Annotated in this window: 22 protein-coding genes; all 22 read left to right on the top strand. The window is 58.6% G+C overall.

Annotation, left to right across the window (positions count from 1 at the left end):
• The first annotated feature begins 176 nt into the window (after window positions 1-176).
• The 22 genes from O9X91_RS01245 to O9X91_RS01140 all read left to right on the top strand — a co-directional run bounded on the left by O9X91_RS01245 (window position 177) and on the right by O9X91_RS01140 (window position 20,606).
• On the top strand, window positions 177-827 hold the full coding sequence (locus O9X91_RS01245; RefSeq protein WP_142912759.1) for a hypothetical protein: 651 nt from the start codon (window positions 177-179) through the stop codon (window positions 825-827).
• Entirely contained in the window at window positions 824-2,131 is a 1,308-nt protein-coding gene (locus tag O9X91_RS01240) for a MotB family protein (RefSeq protein WP_142912760.1), read from the top strand. Before O9X91_RS01245 ends, O9X91_RS01240 begins: the two co-directional genes overlap by 4 nt.
• Entirely contained in the window at window positions 2,128-3,405 is a 1,278-nt protein-coding gene (gene motC / locus O9X91_RS01235) for a chemotaxis protein MotC (protein ID WP_142912761.1), read from the top strand. The genes O9X91_RS01240 and motC overlap by 4 nt, the downstream gene beginning before the upstream one ends.
• On the top strand, window positions 3,402-4,763 hold the full coding sequence (gene fliK / locus O9X91_RS01230) for a flagellar hook-length control protein FliK (RefSeq protein WP_142912762.1): 1,362 nt from the start codon (window positions 3,402-3,404) through the stop codon (window positions 4,761-4,763). The genes motC and fliK overlap by 4 nt, the downstream gene beginning before the upstream one ends.
• A complete protein-coding gene (locus O9X91_RS01225) occupies window positions 4,711-5,277 on the top strand; it encodes a lytic transglycosylase domain-containing protein (protein ID WP_162520464.1) in 567 nt (188 codons plus the stop codon). Before fliK ends, O9X91_RS01225 begins: the two co-directional genes overlap by 53 nt.
• Before the next feature lie 282 nt (window positions 5,278-5,559).
• A complete protein-coding gene (locus tag O9X91_RS01220) occupies window positions 5,560-6,231 on the top strand; it encodes a response regulator transcription factor (protein ID WP_046800597.1) in 672 nt (223 codons plus the stop codon).
• Window positions 6,232-6,336: 105 nt separating this feature from the next.
• Window positions 6,337-7,617 (top strand): flagellar hook protein FlgE, encoded by a 1,281-nt coding sequence (locus tag O9X91_RS01215; protein WP_077983396.1) that lies wholly within the window; start codon window positions 6,337-6,339, stop codon window positions 7,615-7,617.
• Between the two features lie 22 nt (window positions 7,618-7,639).
• Window positions 7,640-9,118, top strand: coding sequence for a flagellar hook-associated protein FlgK (gene flgK / locus O9X91_RS01210; RefSeq protein WP_077983395.1), 1,479 nt, complete (start codon window positions 7,640-7,642; stop codon window positions 9,116-9,118).
• A gap of 3 nt (window positions 9,119-9,121) precedes the next feature.
• The gene (locus tag O9X91_RS01205) at window positions 9,122-10,225 is read left to right on the top strand and encodes a flagellar hook-associated family protein (protein WP_077983394.1); all 1,104 of its coding nucleotides are present in this window, start codon (window positions 9,122-9,124) and stop codon (window positions 10,223-10,225) included.
• A gap of 34 nt (window positions 10,226-10,259) precedes the next feature.
• Window positions 10,260-10,604, top strand: a complete 345-nt coding sequence (gene flaF / locus O9X91_RS01200; RefSeq protein ID WP_063949721.1) for a flagellar biosynthesis regulator FlaF — start codon at window positions 10,260-10,262, stop codon at window positions 10,602-10,604.
• The gene (flbT, locus tag O9X91_RS01195) at window positions 10,601-11,050 is read left to right on the top strand and encodes a flagellar biosynthesis repressor FlbT (RefSeq protein WP_004432543.1); all 450 of its coding nucleotides are present in this window, start codon (window positions 10,601-10,603) and stop codon (window positions 11,048-11,050) included. The genes flaF and flbT overlap by 4 nt, the downstream gene beginning before the upstream one ends.
• A complete protein-coding gene (flgD, locus tag O9X91_RS01190; RefSeq protein ID WP_077983393.1) occupies window positions 11,041-11,511 on the top strand; it encodes a flagellar hook assembly protein FlgD in 471 nt (156 codons plus the stop codon). The genes flbT and flgD overlap by 10 nt, the downstream gene beginning before the upstream one ends.
• Window positions 11,512-11,559: 48 nt before the next feature.
• Window positions 11,560-11,826 (top strand): flagellar biosynthesis protein FliQ, encoded by a 267-nt coding sequence (fliQ, locus tag O9X91_RS01185; protein ID WP_077983392.1) that lies wholly within the window; start codon window positions 11,560-11,562, stop codon window positions 11,824-11,826.
• 158 nt (window positions 11,827-11,984) lie between these two features.
• The gene (gene flhA, locus O9X91_RS01180; protein ID WP_137409769.1) at window positions 11,985-14,072 is read left to right on the top strand and encodes a flagellar biosynthesis protein FlhA; all 2,088 of its coding nucleotides are present in this window, start codon (window positions 11,985-11,987) and stop codon (window positions 14,070-14,072) included.
• Window positions 14,069-14,824 (top strand): flagellar biosynthetic protein FliR, encoded by a 756-nt coding sequence (gene fliR / locus O9X91_RS01175; protein ID WP_077983391.1) that lies wholly within the window; start codon window positions 14,069-14,071, stop codon window positions 14,822-14,824. The genes flhA and fliR overlap by 4 nt, the downstream gene beginning before the upstream one ends.
• Window positions 14,825-14,839: 15 nt before the next feature.
• Window positions 14,840-15,259, top strand: a complete 420-nt coding sequence (locus O9X91_RS01170; RefSeq protein WP_142912763.1) for a hypothetical protein — start codon at window positions 14,840-14,842, stop codon at window positions 15,257-15,259.
• 114 nt (window positions 15,260-15,373) lie between these two features.
• Window positions 15,374-15,931: a rod-binding protein gene (locus O9X91_RS01165; RefSeq protein ID WP_269833356.1), complete on the top strand. Its 558-nt coding sequence runs from the start codon at window positions 15,374-15,376 to the stop codon at window positions 15,929-15,931.
• Between the two features lie 29 nt (window positions 15,932-15,960).
• Window positions 15,961-16,329 carry a hypothetical protein gene (locus tag O9X91_RS01160; RefSeq protein WP_077983432.1) on the top strand — a complete coding sequence of 123 codons (369 nt, stop codon included), beginning with the start codon at window positions 15,961-15,963 and terminating at the stop codon, window positions 16,327-16,329.
• Complete coding sequence (locus O9X91_RS01155; RefSeq protein WP_269833355.1) at window positions 16,329-16,862, top strand: flagellar basal body-associated FliL family protein; 534 nt, start codon at window positions 16,329-16,331, stop codon at window positions 16,860-16,862. The genes O9X91_RS01160 and O9X91_RS01155 overlap by 1 nt, the downstream gene beginning before the upstream one ends.
• Window positions 16,863-17,064: 202 nt before the next feature.
• Window positions 17,065-17,739 carry a WecB/TagA/CpsF family glycosyltransferase gene (locus O9X91_RS01150; RefSeq protein ID WP_137409772.1) on the top strand — a complete coding sequence of 225 codons (675 nt, stop codon included), beginning with the start codon at window positions 17,065-17,067 and terminating at the stop codon, window positions 17,737-17,739.
• 114 nt (window positions 17,740-17,853) lie between these two features.
• Window positions 17,854-19,629, top strand: a complete 1,776-nt coding sequence (locus O9X91_RS01145; RefSeq protein WP_269833354.1) for a GumC domain-containing protein — start codon at window positions 17,854-17,856, stop codon at window positions 19,627-19,629.
• A gap of 77 nt (window positions 19,630-19,706) precedes the next feature.
• Window positions 19,707-20,606: a bifunctional methylenetetrahydrofolate dehydrogenase/methenyltetrahydrofolate cyclohydrolase gene (locus tag O9X91_RS01140; RefSeq protein ID WP_269833353.1), complete on the top strand. Its 900-nt coding sequence runs from the start codon at window positions 19,707-19,709 to the stop codon at window positions 20,604-20,606.
• Window position 20,607 lies beyond the last annotated feature (1 nt).

Raw genomic sequence — 20,607 nt, 5'->3', positions numbered from 1 at the left:
GGAAACGTGGAAGAGACGGGCAGGGTAGCAAGGATGACGGTGGTGCCGCCAAACGGCTTAGAGCATTTCCAGGAAAAGTGGGTTCCGGTTTTCCGTCCGGAAATGCGACAGAACGCGTCAGATCGCAGGCAGCGAAACATGTACCGCCCCTTTGGCCTGTTTTGCTGGGGGCGGGCATGAGCGCGTCCATTGCACGATATCTCAAGGACTTCGGTGACACGCAGCCTGCCGGGATGGCCTTTGGCGATCCATTGGCGGATGTCGACGCCACATCCGCTTTTGTCGATCTCGCAACGGGTTTGGATGACTTCGAAACCGTCGATGTTGAAGGTGAAAAACAGGCGGCTTACGCCCGCGGTCGCGAAGACGCCACCCGCGAGATCACTGAAAAGATGCAGGCGGAGAGGGAAGAGCTGATCGCTGCCCATTCGGCCGAGCTGGAAACCCTGCGTTCGGGCCATCTTGAAGAAATCGCAGCTTCCCTGTCCCGGGGGCTGCGCGAGGGCATCGACGCGATTGCGGCCAATCTCAGCGAGCAGACCGCCAATATCCTTGCTCCGGTCCTGACGGAAAAGCTGTCGCTCAAGGCGGTCTCCGCGCTGGCGGATGTGGTGCGTAGCGCCATGCCGGATGGCGAAGAGGTCACGCTTGTCGTGAAAGGCCCGAAAGATTTGTTCGAGCGGCTGAAGACGCAGCCGGGCTTTGAAGAAGAAACGATGAAATTTACCGAGACCGCCGATATCGATCTTTCCGTCGAGCTGGGTGAAAGCGTGTTTGTGACGCGCATGTCCGCCTGGGCGTCCAGTCTTCGCAAGGTGATGAAATGAGTGAAGGCGAAAATCACCACCACGGCAAGAACGAGATCATCATCGTCAAGCGCCACAAGGGCGGGCATGACGGCGCCCATGGCGGTGCGTGGAAAATCGCCTATGCTGACTTCATGACGGCGATGATGGCGTTCTTCCTCGTGATGTGGCTGGTCAATGCCGCCAACGAGGAAACCAAGGCCTCGGTCGCGAGCTACTTTAACCCTATCAAGCTATCCGATGAGAAACCCTCGTCCAAGGGGTTGGAAAAGCCTGTCGATAAGGAAGAGGGCGTCCAGAAGAAGGATCAGTCCAACATCCAGGCGGAAAAAGTCACCAAAGGCTCCGCTGCGGCGACGGGCGAAGATCTGACCTCCCAGACCGGTGAACAGTCGAATTTCTCCGAAGCGGACTTTTTCGAAAATCCCTACTCCGTGCTCGCCGAAATTGCCCAGCAGGTGGGGCAGCAGGCCAATGTCAGCGCCAAGGGCGAGGGCGGCGCTGCTGATTCCGGCCCGGCGACGGGCGCTAGCGGCGGTGAAGCCTATCGCGATCCCTTCGATCCCGATTTCTGGACCCAGCAGGTGAAAATCACCCGCGCCGATCAATCGCAAAAACCGGTTGAACAGCAGCAACTCGCCGAGAACAAGCAAGAGGATGCGACCGAAAACGCTCAGGCGGTCGCACTTAAGGCGTCCGAGACACCCGCCGACAAGGCGGAAGACGGCAAGTCGATGGAAGTCGCCGCCGTGGTGCCGCAGCAGCGTCCGGACGCCGCAGAGCAGGCAGCGCTTGCGCAGCCGAAGCCGGATGAGCCGCGACAGGCAAGCGATGTTGAGCAAAAGGTGAGCGATGCCGACTGGGAAAAGGCCGACACGCTGCGTGAGGAGATCGAAAAGCAAATCTCAGGCATCACCGGCAGGCTTTCCGAAGGTCTGGTGGTGACGCCGGCGGAAGGCGGGTTGCTGCTTACCATTTCCGACCAGACGGAAACGCCGATGTTCAATATCGGATCGGCCGTTCCCCGGCGTGAAATGGTTCTGGCCATGGAAAAAATCGGTAAACTGCTTCAGGAGCGCGGCGGCAGCGTGGTGATCCGCGGCCATACCGACGGACGGCAGTTCAAGGGCGAGGCCAATGACAACTGGCGGCTCTCCATGGATCGCGCTCACAGCGCCTATTACATGCTGGTGCGCGGTGGTCTGTCGGAAGAGCGGGTAAAGCAGGTCTCGGGTTTTGCGGACCGCAGATTGCAGGTGCCGGCAGACCCTATGGCGGACGCCAACCGCCGCATCGAAATTCTGCTTGAGGCCGATCGGGGGTGAAAGTGACGAAAACCTCGAAACGCTGGCTTCTTCTTGCGGCGACGCTTTGCGGTCTCGGCTCCGAGCCGGGCAGGGCGTTGTCGCAGTCGCAAGACAATCTCATGCCCTATTCCATGCTGCGCTCCCTGCAATTCGTGCAGGATTCGGTCGCCATGGGCGACCATTCCGCCTCGGAAATGCAGCGATTTCTACTCCAGACCATCGATGAGCGGCTGAAGAGCGCGCCTTCGGCGATCTTCAAGGATCCGCGCAATGTCGATGCGGCGCTCATCTATGCGATGAGCGGCGGCAATCCGTCCACGCTGGAATTTCTGGTCGCGCGCGATGTGGATGGCAATTTCGACAGCCGCGTCGCCGATGTCCTGCGCAAATACCTCTCCGGCAAGGGAACCCTTGTCGCGCAGAGCATTGCGGCCATGGTGCCGGAATATCGCGGCAAGCGGATTGGCGCCTATCTGGCGCTGATCAGCGGGAATGTGACAATCCCGCGCGATCCGCTGGCTGCGCTCGGCTTTTACGACATCGCCCGGCTCGAAGCGCCGGGCACCATCGTCGAGGAGGCCGCATTGCGCCGCTCGCTCGCCATTGCGGTCGAGGACGGCGATGCGGCGCGCGGCGTCGATTATGCGCAGCGTTATGCGCGGCGGTTCCTGCATTCGCCCTATGCCAGCCAGTTCGCAGACCTTCTGGTTTCGCTGGTGGTCAAGCGCGCCGATTCCATCGGCCATGAGGCGATACAGGAAACCTTTGCCATGATGGATACGGAAAGGCAGAAGGAAGCCTATCTGCGGCTTTCGCGGCTGGCGGCGATCAGCGGCAAGGATTCACTGGCGCGCATGGCGGCGTTGAAGGCGAAGGCGCTGTCTCCGGCACTGCCGGGTGAGCCGGAAGTGCAGGCCAATCTCTATGAAAGCCTTTCCAATATCGGCACGCCCGATGTGGTGAGCGCGATCGAGACAATCGGGCAAATTCCCGAAGCGCAGCTTTCGGATCGGGACAAGGCCTTGCGGGAGGCGGCAAGGACGATTGCCGACCAGGTGGTTCGTCCTCCCTCCCCGCAGACCGGTGTTGAGGCCGAGACTGCGGCCGCGAATGAGACCGGGCGGGATCCGCCCGAAAATGAGGCGGGCGCTGCCGATGCAAAAAGCATATGGCGGGTCGAAACCCAGAAGGTTGACGACGAGGGCGATAATGTGCGGCAGCTCGTGACGAGCGGCCGCAGCAAGCTCGATGAAATCGACAGCCTGTTGAAGAAAGGCGAGGGGGCACCATGATCGACGCAACCATCAACACGATAGTGAATGCGCCGCCATCCGATCCGCGCGCCGGCGGCGCCAGTGTCAGGGACGACGCCAAAGGCGGCAGTTTCGGTGATGCCCTTTCCACGGTCCGGGACGAGCGCCCGCCGCACGCGCTGCATTCGCGGCGTCAGCAGGACGAAAATCCGGCTGAAGGACAGCAGTCGCAGCCCGATGGCGAGGCGGAAAAGATGGATGTCCCGGTCAAGCGCCCCCCAACATTTCTCAATGCGATGGTCAAGGAGCATGCCGGCGAAGGTCGTGCCCAGGAGGCCGTGGCCGAGTTTCAAAACGCTGTGAAAACGGTCCGCGCGACGCCGGAAAACGGCAAGACGGGCAAGAAGCTCAAAGACAACGTCGAAAAGGGCGCCGAAGCGGCGGACGATGCGATCGATCCGAAGTTGACGGAACTGCAGTTGGCGACGGCCGCTGCCGCCGATATGGCGACCGCCAAGACACCGCTTGAGGAAATTGCCCAGGCGATTGCCGGCAAGGCCGACACGGTTAAATCAGACCGGGGTGAACCCGTCCGGAGCAAGGCCGAGCACTCGATCAAGGACATGCCGACAGGGATTGCACCCGCCGGTAACGAGGCGGGTTCGGGTTCGGAAAACGAGGGCGACGCCGCGGCATTCCGTTTTTCCTCGCCGCGTTCGGGCGCGGCCCGGGCTTTGGATATGAGCACGGTTCAGCGTGACGGCCGTGTCGAGTTCGACGCGCGGGAAAGCACCGGCAAGACGACCGACACCATAACGGTTCTCGATTCACGGCGGTTCATTGGCCTCGCGCCTTCGACCAACGCCTCGGCTCTGACCGGCCTGATCGTCAATGATCCGGAATGGGTGAGCGCCATGCAGCCCGGTTCGTCGCTGTCCAATGCGGCGGCCCAGAGCAGCACAGGCAAGGTCGTCCATACGCTGAAGCTGCACATGACGCCGATCGAGCTTGGGTCGGTGACGATGTCACTGCGTCTTGCCGGTGACGAGCTTTCCGTTCACATGACGGTGGAGAGTGTTGCAGCCTATAAAAAGCTGCAGGAAGACAGCAAGAGCATCCTTGACGGCCTCAAGGCCCAGGGGCTGACGGTCGACAACATCACTATCAGCGTCGCTTCTTCCGACAAGAGTGACCAAACGGGCACACAAGGCAACAATCAGCAAAATCAGCAGGCGCAGCAGCAGGGGCAGCAAGCCGCCGCCGGGCGCAACCGTGACGAGTCCGGGGCGCGCGGCGACCGGCAAGGCAATGGCAATAATTTGGGGGTGCATAATGAAGGCATGGATGGCGCTCTTGGGTCTGCCCGCACTTCTGCTGACAATGGCGTCTACCTCTGACAACGCGTCCGCTTCGGCAACATCAGGTGTCTGCGAAAGAGAGATTCAGTCGGCGGCACGCAAATATGGCGTGCCGGAGGGAATTCTCTATTCGGTGGGGCTGACCGAAACGGGCCGCAAGGGACGGCTCGACCCTAACGCCATGAATATTGAGGGAAAACCGGTATTTGCCGCCTCCACCGAGGAGGCTTTGACCACTTTCGAGGCGGCGAAGCGCAACGGCGCGAAGCTAATCGACCTCGGATGCATGCAGATCAATCATTATTTTCATGGCGAAAACTTCGCATCCGCGCGGGAAATGTTCGATCCGCGCCGCAATGTGGAATATGCCGCCATGTTCCTGCGCAACCTTCACAACAGGCATGAAACCTGGACCATGGCGGTCGCCCGTTATCACGCCGGCCCGAACAATGATCCGGCACAGAAGAAATATGTCTGCCGTGTCATCGCCAATCTGGTGGCGACAGGCTACGGGAAATGGACCCCCAATGCGAAAAGTTTCTGTGACGGATAACAACCTGAAATTGCCTTCAGACGTTGCGGGACTCGTATTTCGAAATGTGGCGATAGATTGATCGAAAAAAGGCGCTTCAAGCGGTTTTTTCGGAATTTTGAAATTTCTACACAAAAATTTTGTGCCATATATGGTTAATACCCACTATATATAGATCAAATCGGCACAAAATGGTTAATCAATTATTAATATCTATCGATGATTTTCTACAGTTGTTCGTGAATCCCCCGATTCGTACCAATGCCACATTGGAAAACACCACACTGATTCGGAGGCGGACGAATGATCGTAGTGGTTGATGAGCGCGAGCTCGTTAAAGACGGCTATACATCTCTATTTGGGCGTGAGGGCATTCCCTCGACCGGGTTCGATCCGGTCGAATTCGGGGAGTGGGTCTCGACGGCGGCGGAAAGCGATCTTGCGGCTGTTGAAGCCTTCCTGATCGGCCAGGGCGACCGGAGCTTTTCTTTGCCGAAGGCGATCAGGGATCGCACGACGGCCCCGGTGATCGCGGTCAGCGACCAGCCCTCGCTGGAATCGACGCTGGCGCTTTTCGACAGCGGCGTTGACGATGTCGTGCGCAAGCCGGTGCACCCCCGTGAGATCCTTGCGCGTGCAGCGGCGATCCGTCGCCGATTGCAGGTCATCTCGAATTTTACCGATGCGGGGCCGATCCGGGTTTTCTCTGATGGCCGCGACCCGGAGGTGGGTGGTGAAGTGTTCCCCTTGCCGCGCCGTGAGCGCCGCATCCTCGAATACTTGATCGCCAATCGCGGACGCCGCGTTTCCAAGACGCAGATTTTCAATGCCATCTACGGCATCTTCGATGACGACGTCGAAGAGAACGTCGTCGAAAGCCATATCAGCAAGCTGCGCAAGAAGCTGCGCAAGAAGCTTGGCTACGATCCGGTCGATTCCAAGCGGTTCCTCGGCTACAGCATCGACTGGCAGTGATTTTCATTGACCCGCGTGGTCTTTTTCAAACGCGGTATTTCAGACAGCTTCACGCAAGCCAAACGCTTTACCTTCTCCCTGAAAGATGACCACGAGGGTTTTTGAATGAGTATTTTCGGCACTATGCGAACCGGTGTTTCCGGCATGAATGCGCAGGCGAACAAGCTGGGCACCGTGGGCGACAACATCGCCAACGCAAGCACCACCGGCTACAAGCGCGCATCGACGTCGTTCTCCTCGCTCGTTCTGCCCTCCTCGTCGGGCAGCTATGCTTCCGGCGGCGTGCAGTCCAACGTTCGCTACAGCATTTCGGAGCAGGGCAACCTCTCCTACACCACCTCGAGCACCGACCTTGCTGTTCAGGGCAACGGCTTTTTCGTGGTTCAGGACGGCGCAGGCACGCCCTATCTCACGCGTGCCGGCTCTTTCGTGAAGAACTCGGAAGGCTATCTGGAAAACGCGGCTGGTTTTCAGCTGATGGGTTATCCTTACGGTTCCAATCCGCCGGCGGCTGTCGTTAACGGCTTTACGGGTCTTGAGGCCATCAACGTCAATAATTTCGGCCTGACGGCATCGCCCTCCACGCAGGGCAGTTTCCCGGCCAATCTTAACCGTGACGATACGGCTGTGGCGGCTGCGTCGCTTCCAAGCACCAACTCCGCGACTGCGACGTTCGGCAACAAGACTTCGTTGACGGCATTCGATAGCGGCGGTGCGAAGGTACTTTACGATTTCTATTACACGAAGACCGCAGACAATACCTGGGAAGTTGCGGTTTATCGTCAGGATCAGTCGACGAATGGTGGATTCCCCTACACGGCAACTGCGCCTGCGACGCTTGTCCAGGAAACGGTGACCCTCACTTTCGATCCCGCCACCAACAAGCTCACGACCACGTCGCCCACGTCAATCACGATTAATGACAGCAACAGCGGTGTGGCGCAGGCGATCAACATTGATCTGTCTGAAATGACGCAATTCTCGACCAAGTTTACGCCTGGCACCGCAATTCTGGACGGCAACGGCCCAAGCCAGATCAAGGATGTGGAAATCGGCAAGGATGGCGTGGTAACGGCGGTCTATCAGGATGGTGGTCGCCGCAACATTTACCAGCTGGCGCTGGCCACGGTACCGAGCGTCGACAATCTCAGCCCGCAGAACGGCAACGTCTATCTGCCGAGCAACGAGTCGGGTGTCGTTACCATCGGCTTCCCGCAATCGGGCAGCTTCGGTTACATCCAGAAGGGTGCGCTGGAAGGCTCGAACGTCGATATCGCCAGCGAACTCACCGACATGATTGAATCCCAGCGTATCTACACAGCGAATTCGAAAGTCTTCCAGACTGGATCGGATTTGATGGACGTCCTGATCAATCTGAAGAGATAATACTTCTCACGAGGACAGATGAATGTCGCTCACGTCAGCAATGAATACTGCGCAATCGATTTTCAATAACACAGGTAAGCAGACCGACGTTACTTCGAAAAACATTGCCAATGTCGGTAATGCGAACTACGTCAAGCGAACCGCCATTCTTGGCACGACCATGGCCGGAGCGAGTATCGTCTCCAATGGCCGTGCCCAGAATGAAAGTCTTTTCAGGCAGACGATTTCCACTTCTTCTCTCGCTTCCGGCCAGAATACGGTTCTGACCGGTCTTGAGGAAATGAAGAGCATTTTCGGCGGCAACGATTATGAGAGTTCGCCGGCCACCTATATGAAGGAACTGCTGAAGAGCCTGGACGCTTACGCCGCCAAGCCGAGCGATGCCGCTCTGGCCGCAACGGCGGTCACCTCGGCTATTGATGTCGCCAGTTCCCTGAACAAGGCCTCGAGCGAATTGCAGTCGATGCGTCTGCGCGCCGACAAGGAAATCGCCCTTCAGGTCGACAAGCTGAACGGGCTGCTTGCAAAGTTCGAGGAAGCCAATAACGAGGTCAAAGCGCAGACGGCGATCGGCGGCGATCCAAGCGACGCACTCGACCAGCGCGAGACGCTTCTCAAGGATATTTCCTCCATTATCGGCATCAATGTCGTCAATCGTCCCAACAACGATGTAGCGCTTTATACGACGGATGGCGCGACGCTGTTCGAAATCGTGCCGCGCAGCGTCACTTTCAAAACGCAGCCGGGCTATGATGCGACGACCACGGGCAACGCAATCTATGTCGATGGCGTAGCGCTGAAGGCTGGCAGCGGCAGCAACACGACGGCGGAGGGGTCGCTTCAGGGCCTGATGCAGGTTCGTGACGATCTGGCTCCGACGATGCAGAGCCAGCTCGATGAAATCGCCCGAGGCCTCATTACCATGTTTGCGGAAAAGCCGGCGGATTCCACCAGCGGCCTGCCGGACATGCCGGGTCTCTTCACTTACGGCTCGCCGGCGGCGACCACCATTCCGGCAGACGGGATTGTCTCTCCTGGGCTCGCAGCGAGCATTACCGTCAACCCGGCGTTAATTATTTCCAAAGGTGGCAATCCGGAATTGTTGCGTGACGGCGGTATCAACGGTACCGATTACGTGATCAATACCGCAACCTCGGGGGGAACCGGCTTCTCCGAGCTGATCCGCAGCTATGTTACTGCTTTTGACGCGCCCATGAATTTTGCCGCGTCGACACGTATCGATACGAATACCAGCATCCTGAAATACGGCACCAACTCGATGGGGTGGCTTGAACAGGAACGTTCCGGTGCGACTTCGGCGAACGAAGCGAAAAGCGCGCTTTATGAGCGCTCCGCCACGTCCTATTCGAACAACACGGCGGTCAGCCTGGACGAGGAGTTGTCGCTGCTCATGGATATCGAGCAATCCTACAAGGCCGCGACCAAACTGGTGACGACCGTTGATGAAATGCTCAAGTCCCTGATGGACATGGTGAGGTAAACGATGAAAACGTCATTCATTTCATCGCTGGCGATGCAGAACAGCATGCGCAGCACCATCCTCAAGGCTCAGCTTGAGATGACCAATCTCAATACCGAGTTGACGACGGGCAAGCATGCCGATCTTGGCGTGACACTGGGCGCCAACACCGCCCGCAGCCTCGATCTCAATCGCGATATCGACCGCATTACCTCGCTGGTCAGCGTCAATTCGATTGCAACACAACGCCTCAAATCCTCGCAGACGGCGCTGGACGGTATGGCGAAGGCCGCGCAGGAGATTCAGAAGGTTCTGGTCCCCAATACCAGCAGTGAAGCACCGACGCTGTCGACGGTTGCCCAGACCATCTCGAATGCGTTCAACAACTTCACCAGCTTCGCCAATACGGCGGTCAATGGCGAATATCTGTTCTCCGGCATCAATACGGATGTGAAGCCCGTCGATGACTATTTCGCAGATGGATCTCCGCTGAAGGAAGCCTATGAGACGGAACTGAACGCGTTCATGGCGGCGCAGACGCCGCCGGTGGGTGATTTCGCCAGCCTGTCGAAAACACAGGTCGAAGCCTTCATGACGCATATCGAAGGCGTGTTCAACGGTACGACCACGGTCACGAACCCGCCACACAGCAGCCTGACGGCCGGCCAGAACTATGATTTCTGGACGACCTTCGGTTCGAAGGCGAGCGACACCAACATGACGAGCCGCATCAGCCAGAACGAGGTTGTCGAAACGTCGAGCAACAGCAACTCGCAGGGCATGCGTTATTTCGCCTTGACCGCGATGACGTCAATGACCTTCCTCGACGCGAAGGTGGACAGCGGCGTCCGCGAAATGGTGGCGATGAAGTCGGTGACCAATATCGGCACCGCCATCAACGGTCTGAACCAGCAGCAAAGCCAGCTCGGTCTTTCCGAAAGCCGTGTCTCGAAAGCCAATGATTCGCTGGAGGCCCAGAAAAAGATCATCGAAACGCATCTCTTGGATATCGAGGGGATCGATACCTATGAGGCGAAGACACGCCTCGACCTGCTGCAGCAGCAGATTGAAATCGCATACAGCCTCACGTCGCGTCTGCAAAAAATGAGTCTGGTCAACTACCTCTGATGATCAGGGGTGGCGGCAGATAAAGGATACATGAATGTACCAGTTTTCCTACGCCGAAATCATGGAGGATGGTGTCGCCAACGCGAAAGATCGCGAGCGGCAGGCGTTGACCAAATCGATCGAACTTCTGGTGGAGGCGAGGGACTCCTCCTCGCAGCGGCCGACGATTGAGGCACTTTTTTACACTCGCCGTGTCTGGATACGCTTCATTGAAGATCTCAAACAGCCGGACAACCAGCTTGCCATCGAGCTCAGAGCCAATCTGATCTCCATCGCGATCTGGATTTTGAAAGAGTGCGAACTGATCCGGAAACGTCAATCGACGAATTTCCAGGGCATAATTGACGTGACAACCATCATCAGGGATGGACTGAAATGAAAAGTACACTTCGGATTTCGCTGAAATCGGGCGAAAAGATCTTCATCAACGGCGCAGTTCTGCGTGTGGATCGCAAGGTAGCGCTCGAATTCCTGAACGATGTCACGTTCCTGCTCGAAAACCACGTTCTGCAGCCCGATCAGGCGACGACGCCGCTCAGACAGCTTTATTTCATCGCGCAGATGATCCTCATCAACCCGGAAGGGCGCGAGCAGTCCACCAACATGTTCCGCAAGTCGGTCAGCATGCTCTTGAACTGCTTCCAGCACGACGAGGTTCTGGCGGAACTGAAGCGGATCGACGGGCTTGTCGCATCCGGCAAGGCTTTCGAAGCGCTGAAAGCCATTCGCGGTCTCTACCCGATCGAGGAGAAAATCCTCAACAATCAGGAAATGACCCCCGCAACGATCGAACAGATTCGCAAGGAGATCGCACCATGGCGGTAGATGCAGTCAATTCGGCAGCGGCAAACCCCTGGGCGAATGCCGGCGCCAGCAGCAGCGACAAGAACGCGGCTTCGCTGAACTATGACAGCTTCCTGAAGCTCCTCATCGCGCAGATGAAGAACCAGGATCCGACCAGCCCGATGGATGCCGGCGAGCAGATGTCGCAGCTCGCAAGCTTCTCGCAGGTCGAGCAGACCATCAAGACCAACACCCATCTGAAGAGCATGCTGCAGGCGGAAGCCCTGACGCGCGCCTCCGATCTGGTTGGCAAGACGGTCAAGAGCGCCGACGACACCGTCACCGGCGTGGTGAAGGAAGTCGAGGTCTATTCGGACGGTGTTGTGGCCATCACCGAAGCTGGTGACAAGGTGCTGCTGCAGGCTGGCGTGACCTTCTCCAATGGCCCGATTACGAGTACATCTGATAGCGGAACCGATTCGGATAGCGCGACTGGTTCCTGACATTGAAGAGGCGGTATGACGCCGCCTTTATGAAACAAGGATGCGACGATGAACGAGGCCGATGCGCTTGATATCATGCAGGCGGCAGTCTGGACCGTTCTCGTCGCGGCCGGTCCGGCGGTTCTCGCCGCCATGATCGTCGGTGTCGTCATCGCCTTCATTCAGGCCCTGACCCAGGTTCAGGAAATGACGCTGACCTTCGTTCCCAAAATCGTAACGATCATGATCGTTCTCGGCGTCGCCGCCCCCTTTGTGGGCGCGCAGATATCGCTCTTTTCCAATCTCGTCTTTTCCCGCATCCAGTCCGGCTTCTGACCTCCGTTCGATCCCGATGCCACCCTCGCGCAAGCTTCAGCGGCTAGGGATAGGGGCGAAGCATCGGTCCGGATTGTGTGCGCTTTTCGAAAACCGGTGCTTCGGAACCGTGCGGCGGCTTTTCCGTCGCCCTTCTCATGAAGAGACAGGACGAAATCATGGCGCAACCACCAGTCATTTCCTTACCGAAGGTCAGTCCGAGCGCGCGTGATATCGGCTTCGCCCTCGGCATTGTGGCGATCCTCTGCGTCCTCTTCCTGCCCATTCCGGTCATGCTGGTCGATATTGGCCTTGCCTTTTCGATCGCGCTCTCGGTCCTTATCCTCATGGTGGCGCTCTGGATCCAGCGGCCCCTGGACTTCTCGTCTTTCCCGACCGTGCTGCTGATAGCGACCATGATTCGCCTGTCGCTGAACATCGCGACAACGCGCGTCATTCTCTCGCACGGCAGCGAGGGGCCGACGGCGGCCGGCGGCGTCATTGCGGGTTTCTCCAGTCTCGTCATGTCCGGCGATTTCGTGATCGGTCTGATCGTTTTCATGATCCTGATCACGGTCAACTTCATCGTCATTACCAAGGGTGCGACGCGTATCGCGGAAGTCGGCGCGCGCTTCACCCTCGACGCCATCCCCGGCAAGCAGATGTCGATCGACGCGGATCTCTCCGCCGGCATCATCGATGAAAAGGAAGCCCAGCGCCGCCGCCGCGAACTGGAAGAAGAAAGCTCCTTCTTCGGCTCGATGGACGGCGCCTCCAAGTTCGTTCGTGGCGACGCCATCGCCGGCCTCATCGTCACCGCGATCAATATCTTCGGCGGTATCATCATCGGTTATTTCCGCCACGGCATGCCCATCGGCGAAGCGGCCGACGTCTTCGTCAAACTTTCGGTCGGCGACGGTATTGTCTCGCAGATTCCGGCCCTGATCGTATCGCTCGCCGCCGGCCTTCTGGTCTCGCGCGGCGGCACCGCCGGCTCGACGGACCAGGCCGTTGTCAATCAGCTGAGCGGCTATCCGCGTGCGTTGATGGTTTCAGCCATGCTGATGGGCCTGCTGGCCATCATTCCAGGCCTGCCGTTCCTGCCCTTCATCTTCCTCGGCGGCATCATGGCTTTTGGCAGCTGGTATATTCCACGCCAGGCCGAAGCCGAAAGCGCCCTTCGTCGGCAGGAAGAGGAGAACAAGGTTCTCCAGAACACCGAGGCGGAGAAGGATTCCGTCAAGCAGGTACTGAAGACCGCCGAGATCGAGCTCGCGCTTGGCAAGCAGGTTTCCACCCGCCTTCTTGGCGCGCATCAGGAACTGGCTTTCCGTGTCGGCAAGATGCGCAAGAAATTCGCGAGCCAGTATGGTTTCGTCGTGCCGGAGATCAAGGTCTCCGACGACATCATGATCCAGGAAAAAGCTTACCAGATCCGCGTCCATGGCACGACGATCGCCTCCAGCAACCTGCGTGTGGGGGATGTCCTCGTGGTGACTGGGGCAGGGCGCAAGCCGAGCATTCCCGGCGACGAAATCCGCGAACCCGCTTTCGGCATGCCTGCGGTCTCGATCCTCGAAACCTTCACCGAAGATCTCAAGCGCGAAGGCTTCCATCCGATCGATAACGTCTCCGTGGTGCTGACGCATCTGAGCGAGGTCATCCGCAACAACCTGCCGCAGCTTCTGTCTTACAAGGATGTCAAAATCCTCATCGACAGGCTCGATCCCGAGTACAAAAAGCTGGCCGACGAGATTTGCTCGTCACACATGTCCTATTCCGGCCTGCAGGCGGTTCTGAAGCTGCTGCTCGCCGAACGCGTGTCGATACGCAACCTGCATCTCATTCTCGAAGCGGTTGCAGAACTCGCGCCGCATGTGCGCAAGACGGAACAGATCGTCGAACATGTTCGGGTGCGCATGTCGCAGCAGCTCTGCGGCGATCTGGCCGACAATGGCGTGCTGCGCGTCCTGCGCCTCGGCAACAAATGGGACATGGTCTTCCATCAGGCGCTCAAGCGCGACCAGAAGGGCGAAATTGTCGAATTCGATATCGATCCCCGCCATCTCGAGGAGTTTTCCGAGCAGGCGTCGAAAGTTATCCGTGAATTCATGGATCGCGGCCTGCCCTTTGTCCTTGTAACCTCGCCGGAAACGCGGTCCTATGTGCGCATGATTATCGAGCGACTCTTTGCGACCCTGCCGGTTCTTTCGCATGTGGAACTGGCCAAGGGTCTCGAGATCAAGATTCTGGGCGCCATTTCATGATAACCGACCCGCAGGGGACAATCATTGCATTGTTCCTTGCCATCTGCCGTATCGGCGCATGCTTCATGACCATGCCGGGCTTTTCAAGCTCGCGCATTTCGCCGCAGATTCGCATGCTTCTGTGCGTTGCTGTGTCCATGGCGCTCCTGCCTGTGCTATGGGACACGATCTATCCGAAAGTTTCCGGCGCAAGCCAGGGCACGGTCGTCGGCCTCATCTTCACCGAGGTCGTCATCGGTTCGATGTATGGCCTGATCGCGCGGTTCTACACGCTCGGCTTCCAGTTTACCGGCGCGGTCATCGGCGCTTCCATTGGCCTCAGTGCGCCGGGTGGCGCCGATGTCATTGAAGACGTGCAGGAAAACCAGATATCCAATTTCATCACTTTCGGCGGCCTGCTGGTTCTGTTCATATTCGATTTCCACCATATCGTCCTCAAGGCGCTGGTGGATTCCTATACCGCCACACCGGTCGGCGCGCTGATCAGCGGCCAGAAAATGCTGATTACGCTGACCGACACGCTCAGGGCTTCCTTTTCCATCATGCTGCGCCTTGCCAGCCCCTTCGTGATCTATGGCTTGATGTTTAACGTCGCGGTCGGCCTCATCAACAAGCTCGCGCCGCAGATTCCGGTCTTCTTTATATCGACGCCCTTCGTGCTCGCGGGGGGTATTTTCATGCTTTACCTGTCGGTCGCAGCCCTTATCCGTCAGTTCGTGGATGGTTTCGGCCCCGTCTTTATCGGCTTTTGATCGGGAGAAGACATTATGGCTTCGGACAAACGCTCGGAAAAACTCAAACGTCTGGTAACGGTTCAGCGGCACATGGAAAAAATGGCCGAGGTGGAACTGGCCGACACCACCCGCGCCCGTACCGAAGTGGCGCAATCCATGGAGAGCGTGCTGGAGGCCATGAGTTCCATGGAGCCGGTGCATCAGACATTCTCCCGGCACTATTCGGACCGCTACGGCCGTCTCGTCGTCCAGGACCGCCAGCTTGAGGGCGTTCAGCAATTTCAGGAAAACAAAGTTCTGAAGGAAAAGACCAAGGCAGACCGGCTGGAGGACAGGATGCACCTCGCGCGCGATCTTGAGCAGCGCGAGGCCGACGATAATGCAATCTATGATTTGTTAGAAATTACGAATGTTTCCCAGACACCAGCCTCCAGCAAGGTTGGCGATCCATAATCTGTCCCATTGTTGCATCGCGGGCGTTCTTGAGGACGTTTCCGGCGATGTTTCTTGATTGAGCGAATGCGCCGGCTTTTGCGCCGAGCATTCGTCAGCTCGGGAGATCTGGACGTGGCGATATCGGTGATAAGCGATCTGGTGATGGATGTGGTTCGCGCTGCGGACCCCCAGGAAGTTCAGGTCGCGCAGAAAAAACTCAAGGCGAACAAGGCGGCTTTTGCCGCAACCAGCCTTGCCGATGCCGGCAAGGGTTTCGGTGCCGCGGTCGATATGCTGGATGGCGCTTCCTCGAAGGCTGGCCTCGGCGACACCAATATTCGCGCGGCCCGCACCGAAATCCCGGAAACCTACCGCAAATATGAAGCCTCGGTACTCCAGACCTTCGTGGCCAACATGCTGCCGAAAGACAGCGAGGAAGTTTACGGCAAGGGCAATGCCGGCGAGATCTGGAAAAGCATGATGGCCGAACAGTTTGCTGACACGATCTCCAGGAATGGCGGCGTCGGCATTGCGGAGCAGGCTTACAAGGATGCGTTGCGGAAAGCCGAAAGCAAAGGCATTACCGACGTATCGATGAATGAAAAAGACCATAATGCTGCAATTCGGATGGTGGCGGAGTTCGAGCGGCAGGTCCTCGGCGTTTCCAATGAGAAAACGGACGAGGCTTGAGAATGAAAAACCCTAACGAGGAGACAAGCATGGACCTTATGTCGAACGACCACCGTATCCAATCCGTTCTCGGCCGCCTTGAGATGATCATCGACAATGAGAACGACAATATCGGTAAAGACCCCAAGTTCGACTTCAAGGTATCCAACGCCCACAAGAGCCGTTGCCTCTATGAGCTGACGATGCTGTTTCGCGATACGCCGCGCGAGGAAATCGCCGCCGGTTACATGGAACAGGTCAGGGGCATCAAGTCCAAGCTCGCCACCAATGCCAGCCGCGTCGAGGCGCATCTGAATGCGGTTCGCGCCGTTGCGGATTTGCTCAAGAACGCGCTCCAGGAAGCCGATACGGACGGCACCTATTCGCAGGAACAGTTCATGTACGGCGCAGCCTCCTGATGTTGAAGCTTCTTGTCACCGGCGTCTGGGTTTGCGCCGTCACGCTCGGCGCGGTGTATTTCTCCGTCCAGTTGGCGACGGCGCCCGCACCGGGTGAGGCGGGGGCAAAAAAGGCCAATCTGCAACTGGTCAAGGGCGAAAGCATCACGATCCCCGTCATCAATGACGGCGGGGTGAACGGCTATTTCCTCAGCCGTATTTCGCTGCGCGTCGACAAGACCAAGATGGCGAAGATCGAGCTGCCGGCAACGCAGTTGATGACGGACGAACTGTTCACGCTACTTGCGGGTTCTTCCATGGTCAATATCGCCAATATTTCCACCTTCGATCCCGAAGCCTTCAAGCAGCGCATCCGCGAGGGGCTGAACAAAAGGCTCGATGACGAGGTGGTCGAGGATGTGCTGATCGAACAGCTGGATTATCTGTCGAAAGCCGATATCCGCGAGCAGGACGGCAATGGCACGCCCCGTTCGGTCAAGCTCGTCGAGGGCGAGAAGGCCGAAGCCGGCAAAGAAGCGACGCCAAGCCACTGACGACCGGGGGGCGAGGGGCGTCGGCCAGATAGGGGATGTGGGGCATCCTTCTGGTTAATTGTCTCTTGCCGCATCCCCAGGCATTCGAGAGATTGCTTTCAGGCTAAATTCAACCAGCACCTGTATAACAAACCCATGAACCACCATCCCGCAGGCCATGCGTCGGATCGGTGGCGACGGCTTTGGCATTTGGGGGTTGGCAATGAGTTTCGCGTCAGGTCTCGCGCGGTCGGGATCGCAACGGAATATCCACGGACTGCGCGTCTGTGATCTCGATTGGAATGGGGCGCTGGAATTGATCAGCGGCAGGGCGTCTGCCTGTGAGGGGCATACGATGCTGTCCTTTCTCACCATCGAAAAGGTGAAGCTTTCGCTTAGGGACAACGCCTACCGGCAGATTCTTGAGAGCTGTCTGCTCTTGCCGCAGGGAAAGGCAATGAGGGCCGCTGCGCGCAACGAGAATGGCGAGCCTTTGTCTGCACCCATCGACGGCGTCGCCTTCACCATGGCGCTTCTGACCTATATGGCCGTGCCGAAGCGTATCGGTGTGGCGGGAGATGATTCGGCGCAGATCGGCGAGGTTCTCGCCAGGTTGCGGGCGCATGCGCCCTGGCACGATTTCGTCATGCTGAACCGCGATGCTTCGGCTGTTAAGGTGGATGTTCTGCTCGCGGGAATGTTGAAGGAAAACCAGGAAACATGGCTGCACCGCACCGTCAGCAGCGAGAATGCGCGGGTCACGATTGCGGTTGGGCAACTGTTCAAGGTCCTGTCTTCGGAAGTGGCCGGCATGCCGGAAATTTTCCGCAAGCTTCACATGAGCTGGCTCTACAGCCTTTGCGCCGAACCCTGGCACATTGCGCTCGGCAAGAGCTGAGGCCGTTCTCGCAGGCGTTGCGTTAACCATTTGTTTGCCACGATCCTTTAACCTCTCGTAAGGTTTTAACAGTCGCCCGTGGCGGGCGGCGCCGAGGGCGGCAGACGGCTTCAGATGGTTGATGACAATCCGGACATGATGGCGATCCGCCTTGACGAGGATGATGTCGCTACGCCCGTATCGCAATGGCGCAGACATTGCCGTCGGCTCATGACGTCCGGTTGCATCGCCGCCGCCGCCGTTGTCGGTGCTGCCCTTCCGCTTCTGCTCGTCGATTCGGGCTTTCGCGGTTATGTTTCGCAAGCCCGGATCGAGGTTATCCAGACCGCTTACGATGCCCCGGATGCCGTCCGCTTTCTGGCGATGGCGCGTCGTACGCTGCTTTCACCCTCCGGGCTCGACCGTATAACCGCCGATCTTAAGCTGGAGTCGGCCGATATGATCGGCGTTCGCAATCAGGGCGAGCTTGGCCTGCTTTTCGACCTTCTGACCGGCGCGGATGCGCGTCCGCTGTCTGAGCGTGAGGCGCTGAACGGCGCGGTGGGAGAAGCGATCCGGCTGGAACTTACCCCGGATGAAAACACGCTGATCGTGACCGGCAAGGCCGCGACGCCGGACGCCGCCATGCGACTGACCGATTATCTTTCGATGCGCGTCATCGCGGATGGCAAGGCCGGCACTATGACGCCCGCCATGCGCGAGACGGAAAGGGCGCGGGCAAGGCTCGATGAGGCGGAAGCGGCGCTGAACGGTTTCCAGATGCGCCACGGTGACGCGGTGATGGCCGAGGCGCAGCAACTCGAGCAGCAGCTGCGCGACGTAAACGACAGTCTGGCGCGTAGCACCCGGCAGCAACTGTCCATCCAGGCCGATCTGACAGCGGCTTCGGCCCTGAAGCCGAATGATGTATTTGCGAAGCCTTTGCCGGGCGGTACGGGTTTTTCGGTACTTGAGGATGTCAGGCAGAAGTATTCGACCGCCAGCATGGCGCTTGCTGCGGTTTCGGTCGATTACGGCCCGAAACATCCCCGCCGCATCGCCGCCCAGAATGCGGTGGATGCCGCACAGGCGCTTGCCGCCCCCGCCTTGCGGCAATTGCTGGAAGGCCTGCGGGCGGATGAAAAGCGCATCTCTCAGGAGATCGCGGCCGCAAATGGCGAGCAAAAGAAGTATCTCGACCGCCTCAATGAGCTGGGTGTCGCCCCCGGCGAGTTTTCCAGATTGCAGGGGGAACTGGACACGGCGCGAAATGCCTATCTGGAGGCAAGCGAACGCCGCGACCTCTCCTCATCCGCCACGCCCGCGCTCGAAACCCGTTTGACCAAGAAGGCCGCACCGGGCGAGTTGACCCGCGACCTGCCGCAGGCCGCCATGTTGGCGGGCGGCGGTGCATTGATCGGCCTGCTGGGCAGTCTCTATCTCCTGAGCTATCGTCGTCACGACGACGAAGAGGAGGGCGCATTGCTCATCGAAGAGGGCGCGGAACATCCATCCTCCGTCGAGCCGTCGATTGAGTCTCTGCAGATTTCCGAATTCGAACCGATCGAACCGGCTGTGTTCGAGGATCTGCAGAATCTTGCCGCAGGGGACAACATCGAGCCGGAGGAAGACGGCTTTGCCGATTATTACGGCGAGGCCGTCAATGACGACGACGACATGCCGCTGGACGAGCGCGTGCGGCAGGTGCTGATGGGCAACCGCACGGTCAGGAGTGCTGATCCGGCCCCTTACGGACTTCCGCCGCTTCTGGCTGACGCCCTTGCCGGGCACGTCGATCATGCCCAGGCCGAAGCAGAGGAACTGATGGAATTGCGACGCGAACTGGCGTTCCTGAGGGAGTGTCTTACCGATTACGCCGATCGCCGCGAAGACTACCGCAAAACAGCCTGAAAACGCCGCATTTTAGCTTGCATTCCTGTGGCGGGGGCACCATACGGAGCCGACGTAACCCAGCAGGAGCAGGACGCATGGCAGTTGTGATTGACGGGAAGGCGAAGGCGGCTTCGGTAACGGAGGCGGTCCGCAAATCGGCAGAAGCGCTTGAGGTGGAAAAGGGCGTAAAGCCTGGTCTCGCGGTTGTCATTGTCGGAAATGATCCGGCCAGCCATGCTTACGTGAACTCCAAGAGCAAGATGGCCAAGCAATGCGGTTTCAACTCCATCCAGCACACGCTGCCGGAAGAAACCACGCAAGCTGATCTCCTGAAGCTTGTCGGCGAACTGAACGCCGATGCCTCCATTCACGGTATTCTGGTGCAGCTGCCGCTGCCGAAACACTTCAATTCTGACGAGATCATCCAGTCGATCCTACCCGAAAAGGATGTCGATGGTCTGAGCGTGCTCAACGCCGGCAAGCTCGCGACCGGCGATCTCGCCACCGGCCTCATTTCCTGCACGCCCGCCGGTGCCATGCTGCTGGTACGCGGCATTCACGGCGACGACCTTTCCGGCCTCAACGCCGTCGTCATCGGCCGCTCCAACCTGTTCGGCAAGCCCATGGGCCAGCTTCTGCTGAATGCCAATGCCACGGTGACCATGGCGCATTCCCGCACCAAGGATCTGGCCGGCATCGGCAAGACGGCGGATATTCTCGTCGCGGCGGTCGGTCGCGCCGCAATGGTGAAGGGTGACTGGGTAAAATCGGGTGCGACCGTCATCGATGTCGGCATCAACCGCATCCCCGCGCCGGAAAAGGGCGAAGGCAAGTCGAAGCTGGTGGGCGATGTCGCTTATGACGAGGTGAGCGCGGTTGCTGCCGCCATCACGCCTGTTCCCGGCGGCGTCGGCCCGATGACCATCGCCATGCTGATGGCCAACACCGTCATCGCCGCCCATCGCGCGCTGGGCCTGACCGCGCCGAAATTCTAAG

Origin of the sequence: Agrobacterium salinitolerans (assembly GCF_027498475.1) — a bacterium.
GTDB classification, from domain to species: Bacteria; Pseudomonadota; Alphaproteobacteria; order Rhizobiales; family Rhizobiaceae; genus Agrobacterium; species Agrobacterium salinitolerans.
This window is presented reverse-complemented; position numbering and strand designations above follow the sequence as displayed.

Bases quoted from the DNA above. Each gene is read 5' to 3' on its own strand.
- O9X91_RS01225 (WP_162520464.1), top strand. From the start codon at position 4,711: ATGGCGCTCTTGGGTCTGCCCGCACTTCTGCTGACAATGGCGTCTACC.
- O9X91_RS01155 (WP_269833355.1), top strand. From the start codon at position 16,329: ATGTTGAAGCTTCTTGTCACCGGCGTCTGGGTTTGCGCCGTCACGCTC.
- flaF (WP_063949721.1), top strand. From the start codon at position 10,260: ATGTACCAGTTTTCCTACGCCGAAATCATGGAGGATGGTGTCGCCAAC.
- O9X91_RS01170 (WP_142912763.1), top strand. From the start codon at position 14,840: ATGGCTTCGGACAAACGCTCGGAAAAACTCAAACGTCTGGTAACGGTT.
- O9X91_RS01150 (WP_137409772.1), top strand. From the start codon at position 17,065: ATGAGTTTCGCGTCAGGTCTCGCGCGGTCGGGATCGCAACGGAATATC.
- O9X91_RS01240 (WP_142912760.1), top strand. From the start codon at position 824: ATGAGTGAAGGCGAAAATCACCACCACGGCAAGAACGAGATCATCATC.
- O9X91_RS01205 (WP_077983394.1), top strand. From the start codon at position 9,122: ATGAAAACGTCATTCATTTCATCGCTGGCGATGCAGAACAGCATGCGC.
- fliQ (WP_077983392.1), top strand. From the start codon at position 11,560: ATGAACGAGGCCGATGCGCTTGATATCATGCAGGCGGCAGTCTGGACC.
- O9X91_RS01160 (WP_077983432.1), top strand. From the start codon at position 15,961: ATGGACCTTATGTCGAACGACCACCGTATCCAATCCGTTCTCGGCCGC.
- flhA (WP_137409769.1), top strand. From the start codon at position 11,985: ATGGCGCAACCACCAGTCATTTCCTTACCGAAGGTCAGTCCGAGCGCG.
- flgD (WP_077983393.1), top strand. From the start codon at position 11,041: ATGGCGGTAGATGCAGTCAATTCGGCAGCGGCAAACCCCTGGGCGAAT.
- flgK (WP_077983395.1), top strand. From the start codon at position 7,640: ATGTCGCTCACGTCAGCAATGAATACTGCGCAATCGATTTTCAATAAC.
- O9X91_RS01220 (WP_046800597.1), top strand. From the start codon at position 5,560: ATGATCGTAGTGGTTGATGAGCGCGAGCTCGTTAAAGACGGCTATACA.
- fliR (WP_077983391.1), top strand. From the start codon at position 14,069: ATGATAACCGACCCGCAGGGGACAATCATTGCATTGTTCCTTGCCATC.
- fliK (WP_142912762.1), top strand. From the start codon at position 3,402: ATGATCGACGCAACCATCAACACGATAGTGAATGCGCCGCCATCCGAT.
- flbT (WP_004432543.1), top strand. From the start codon at position 10,601: ATGAAAAGTACACTTCGGATTTCGCTGAAATCGGGCGAAAAGATCTTC.
- O9X91_RS01145 (WP_269833354.1), top strand. From the start codon at position 17,854: ATGGTTGATGACAATCCGGACATGATGGCGATCCGCCTTGACGAGGAT.
- O9X91_RS01245 (WP_142912759.1), top strand. From the start codon at position 177: ATGAGCGCGTCCATTGCACGATATCTCAAGGACTTCGGTGACACGCAG.
- O9X91_RS01140 (WP_269833353.1), top strand. From the start codon at position 19,707: ATGGCAGTTGTGATTGACGGGAAGGCGAAGGCGGCTTCGGTAACGGAG.
- O9X91_RS01215 (WP_077983396.1), top strand. From the start codon at position 6,337: ATGAGTATTTTCGGCACTATGCGAACCGGTGTTTCCGGCATGAATGCG.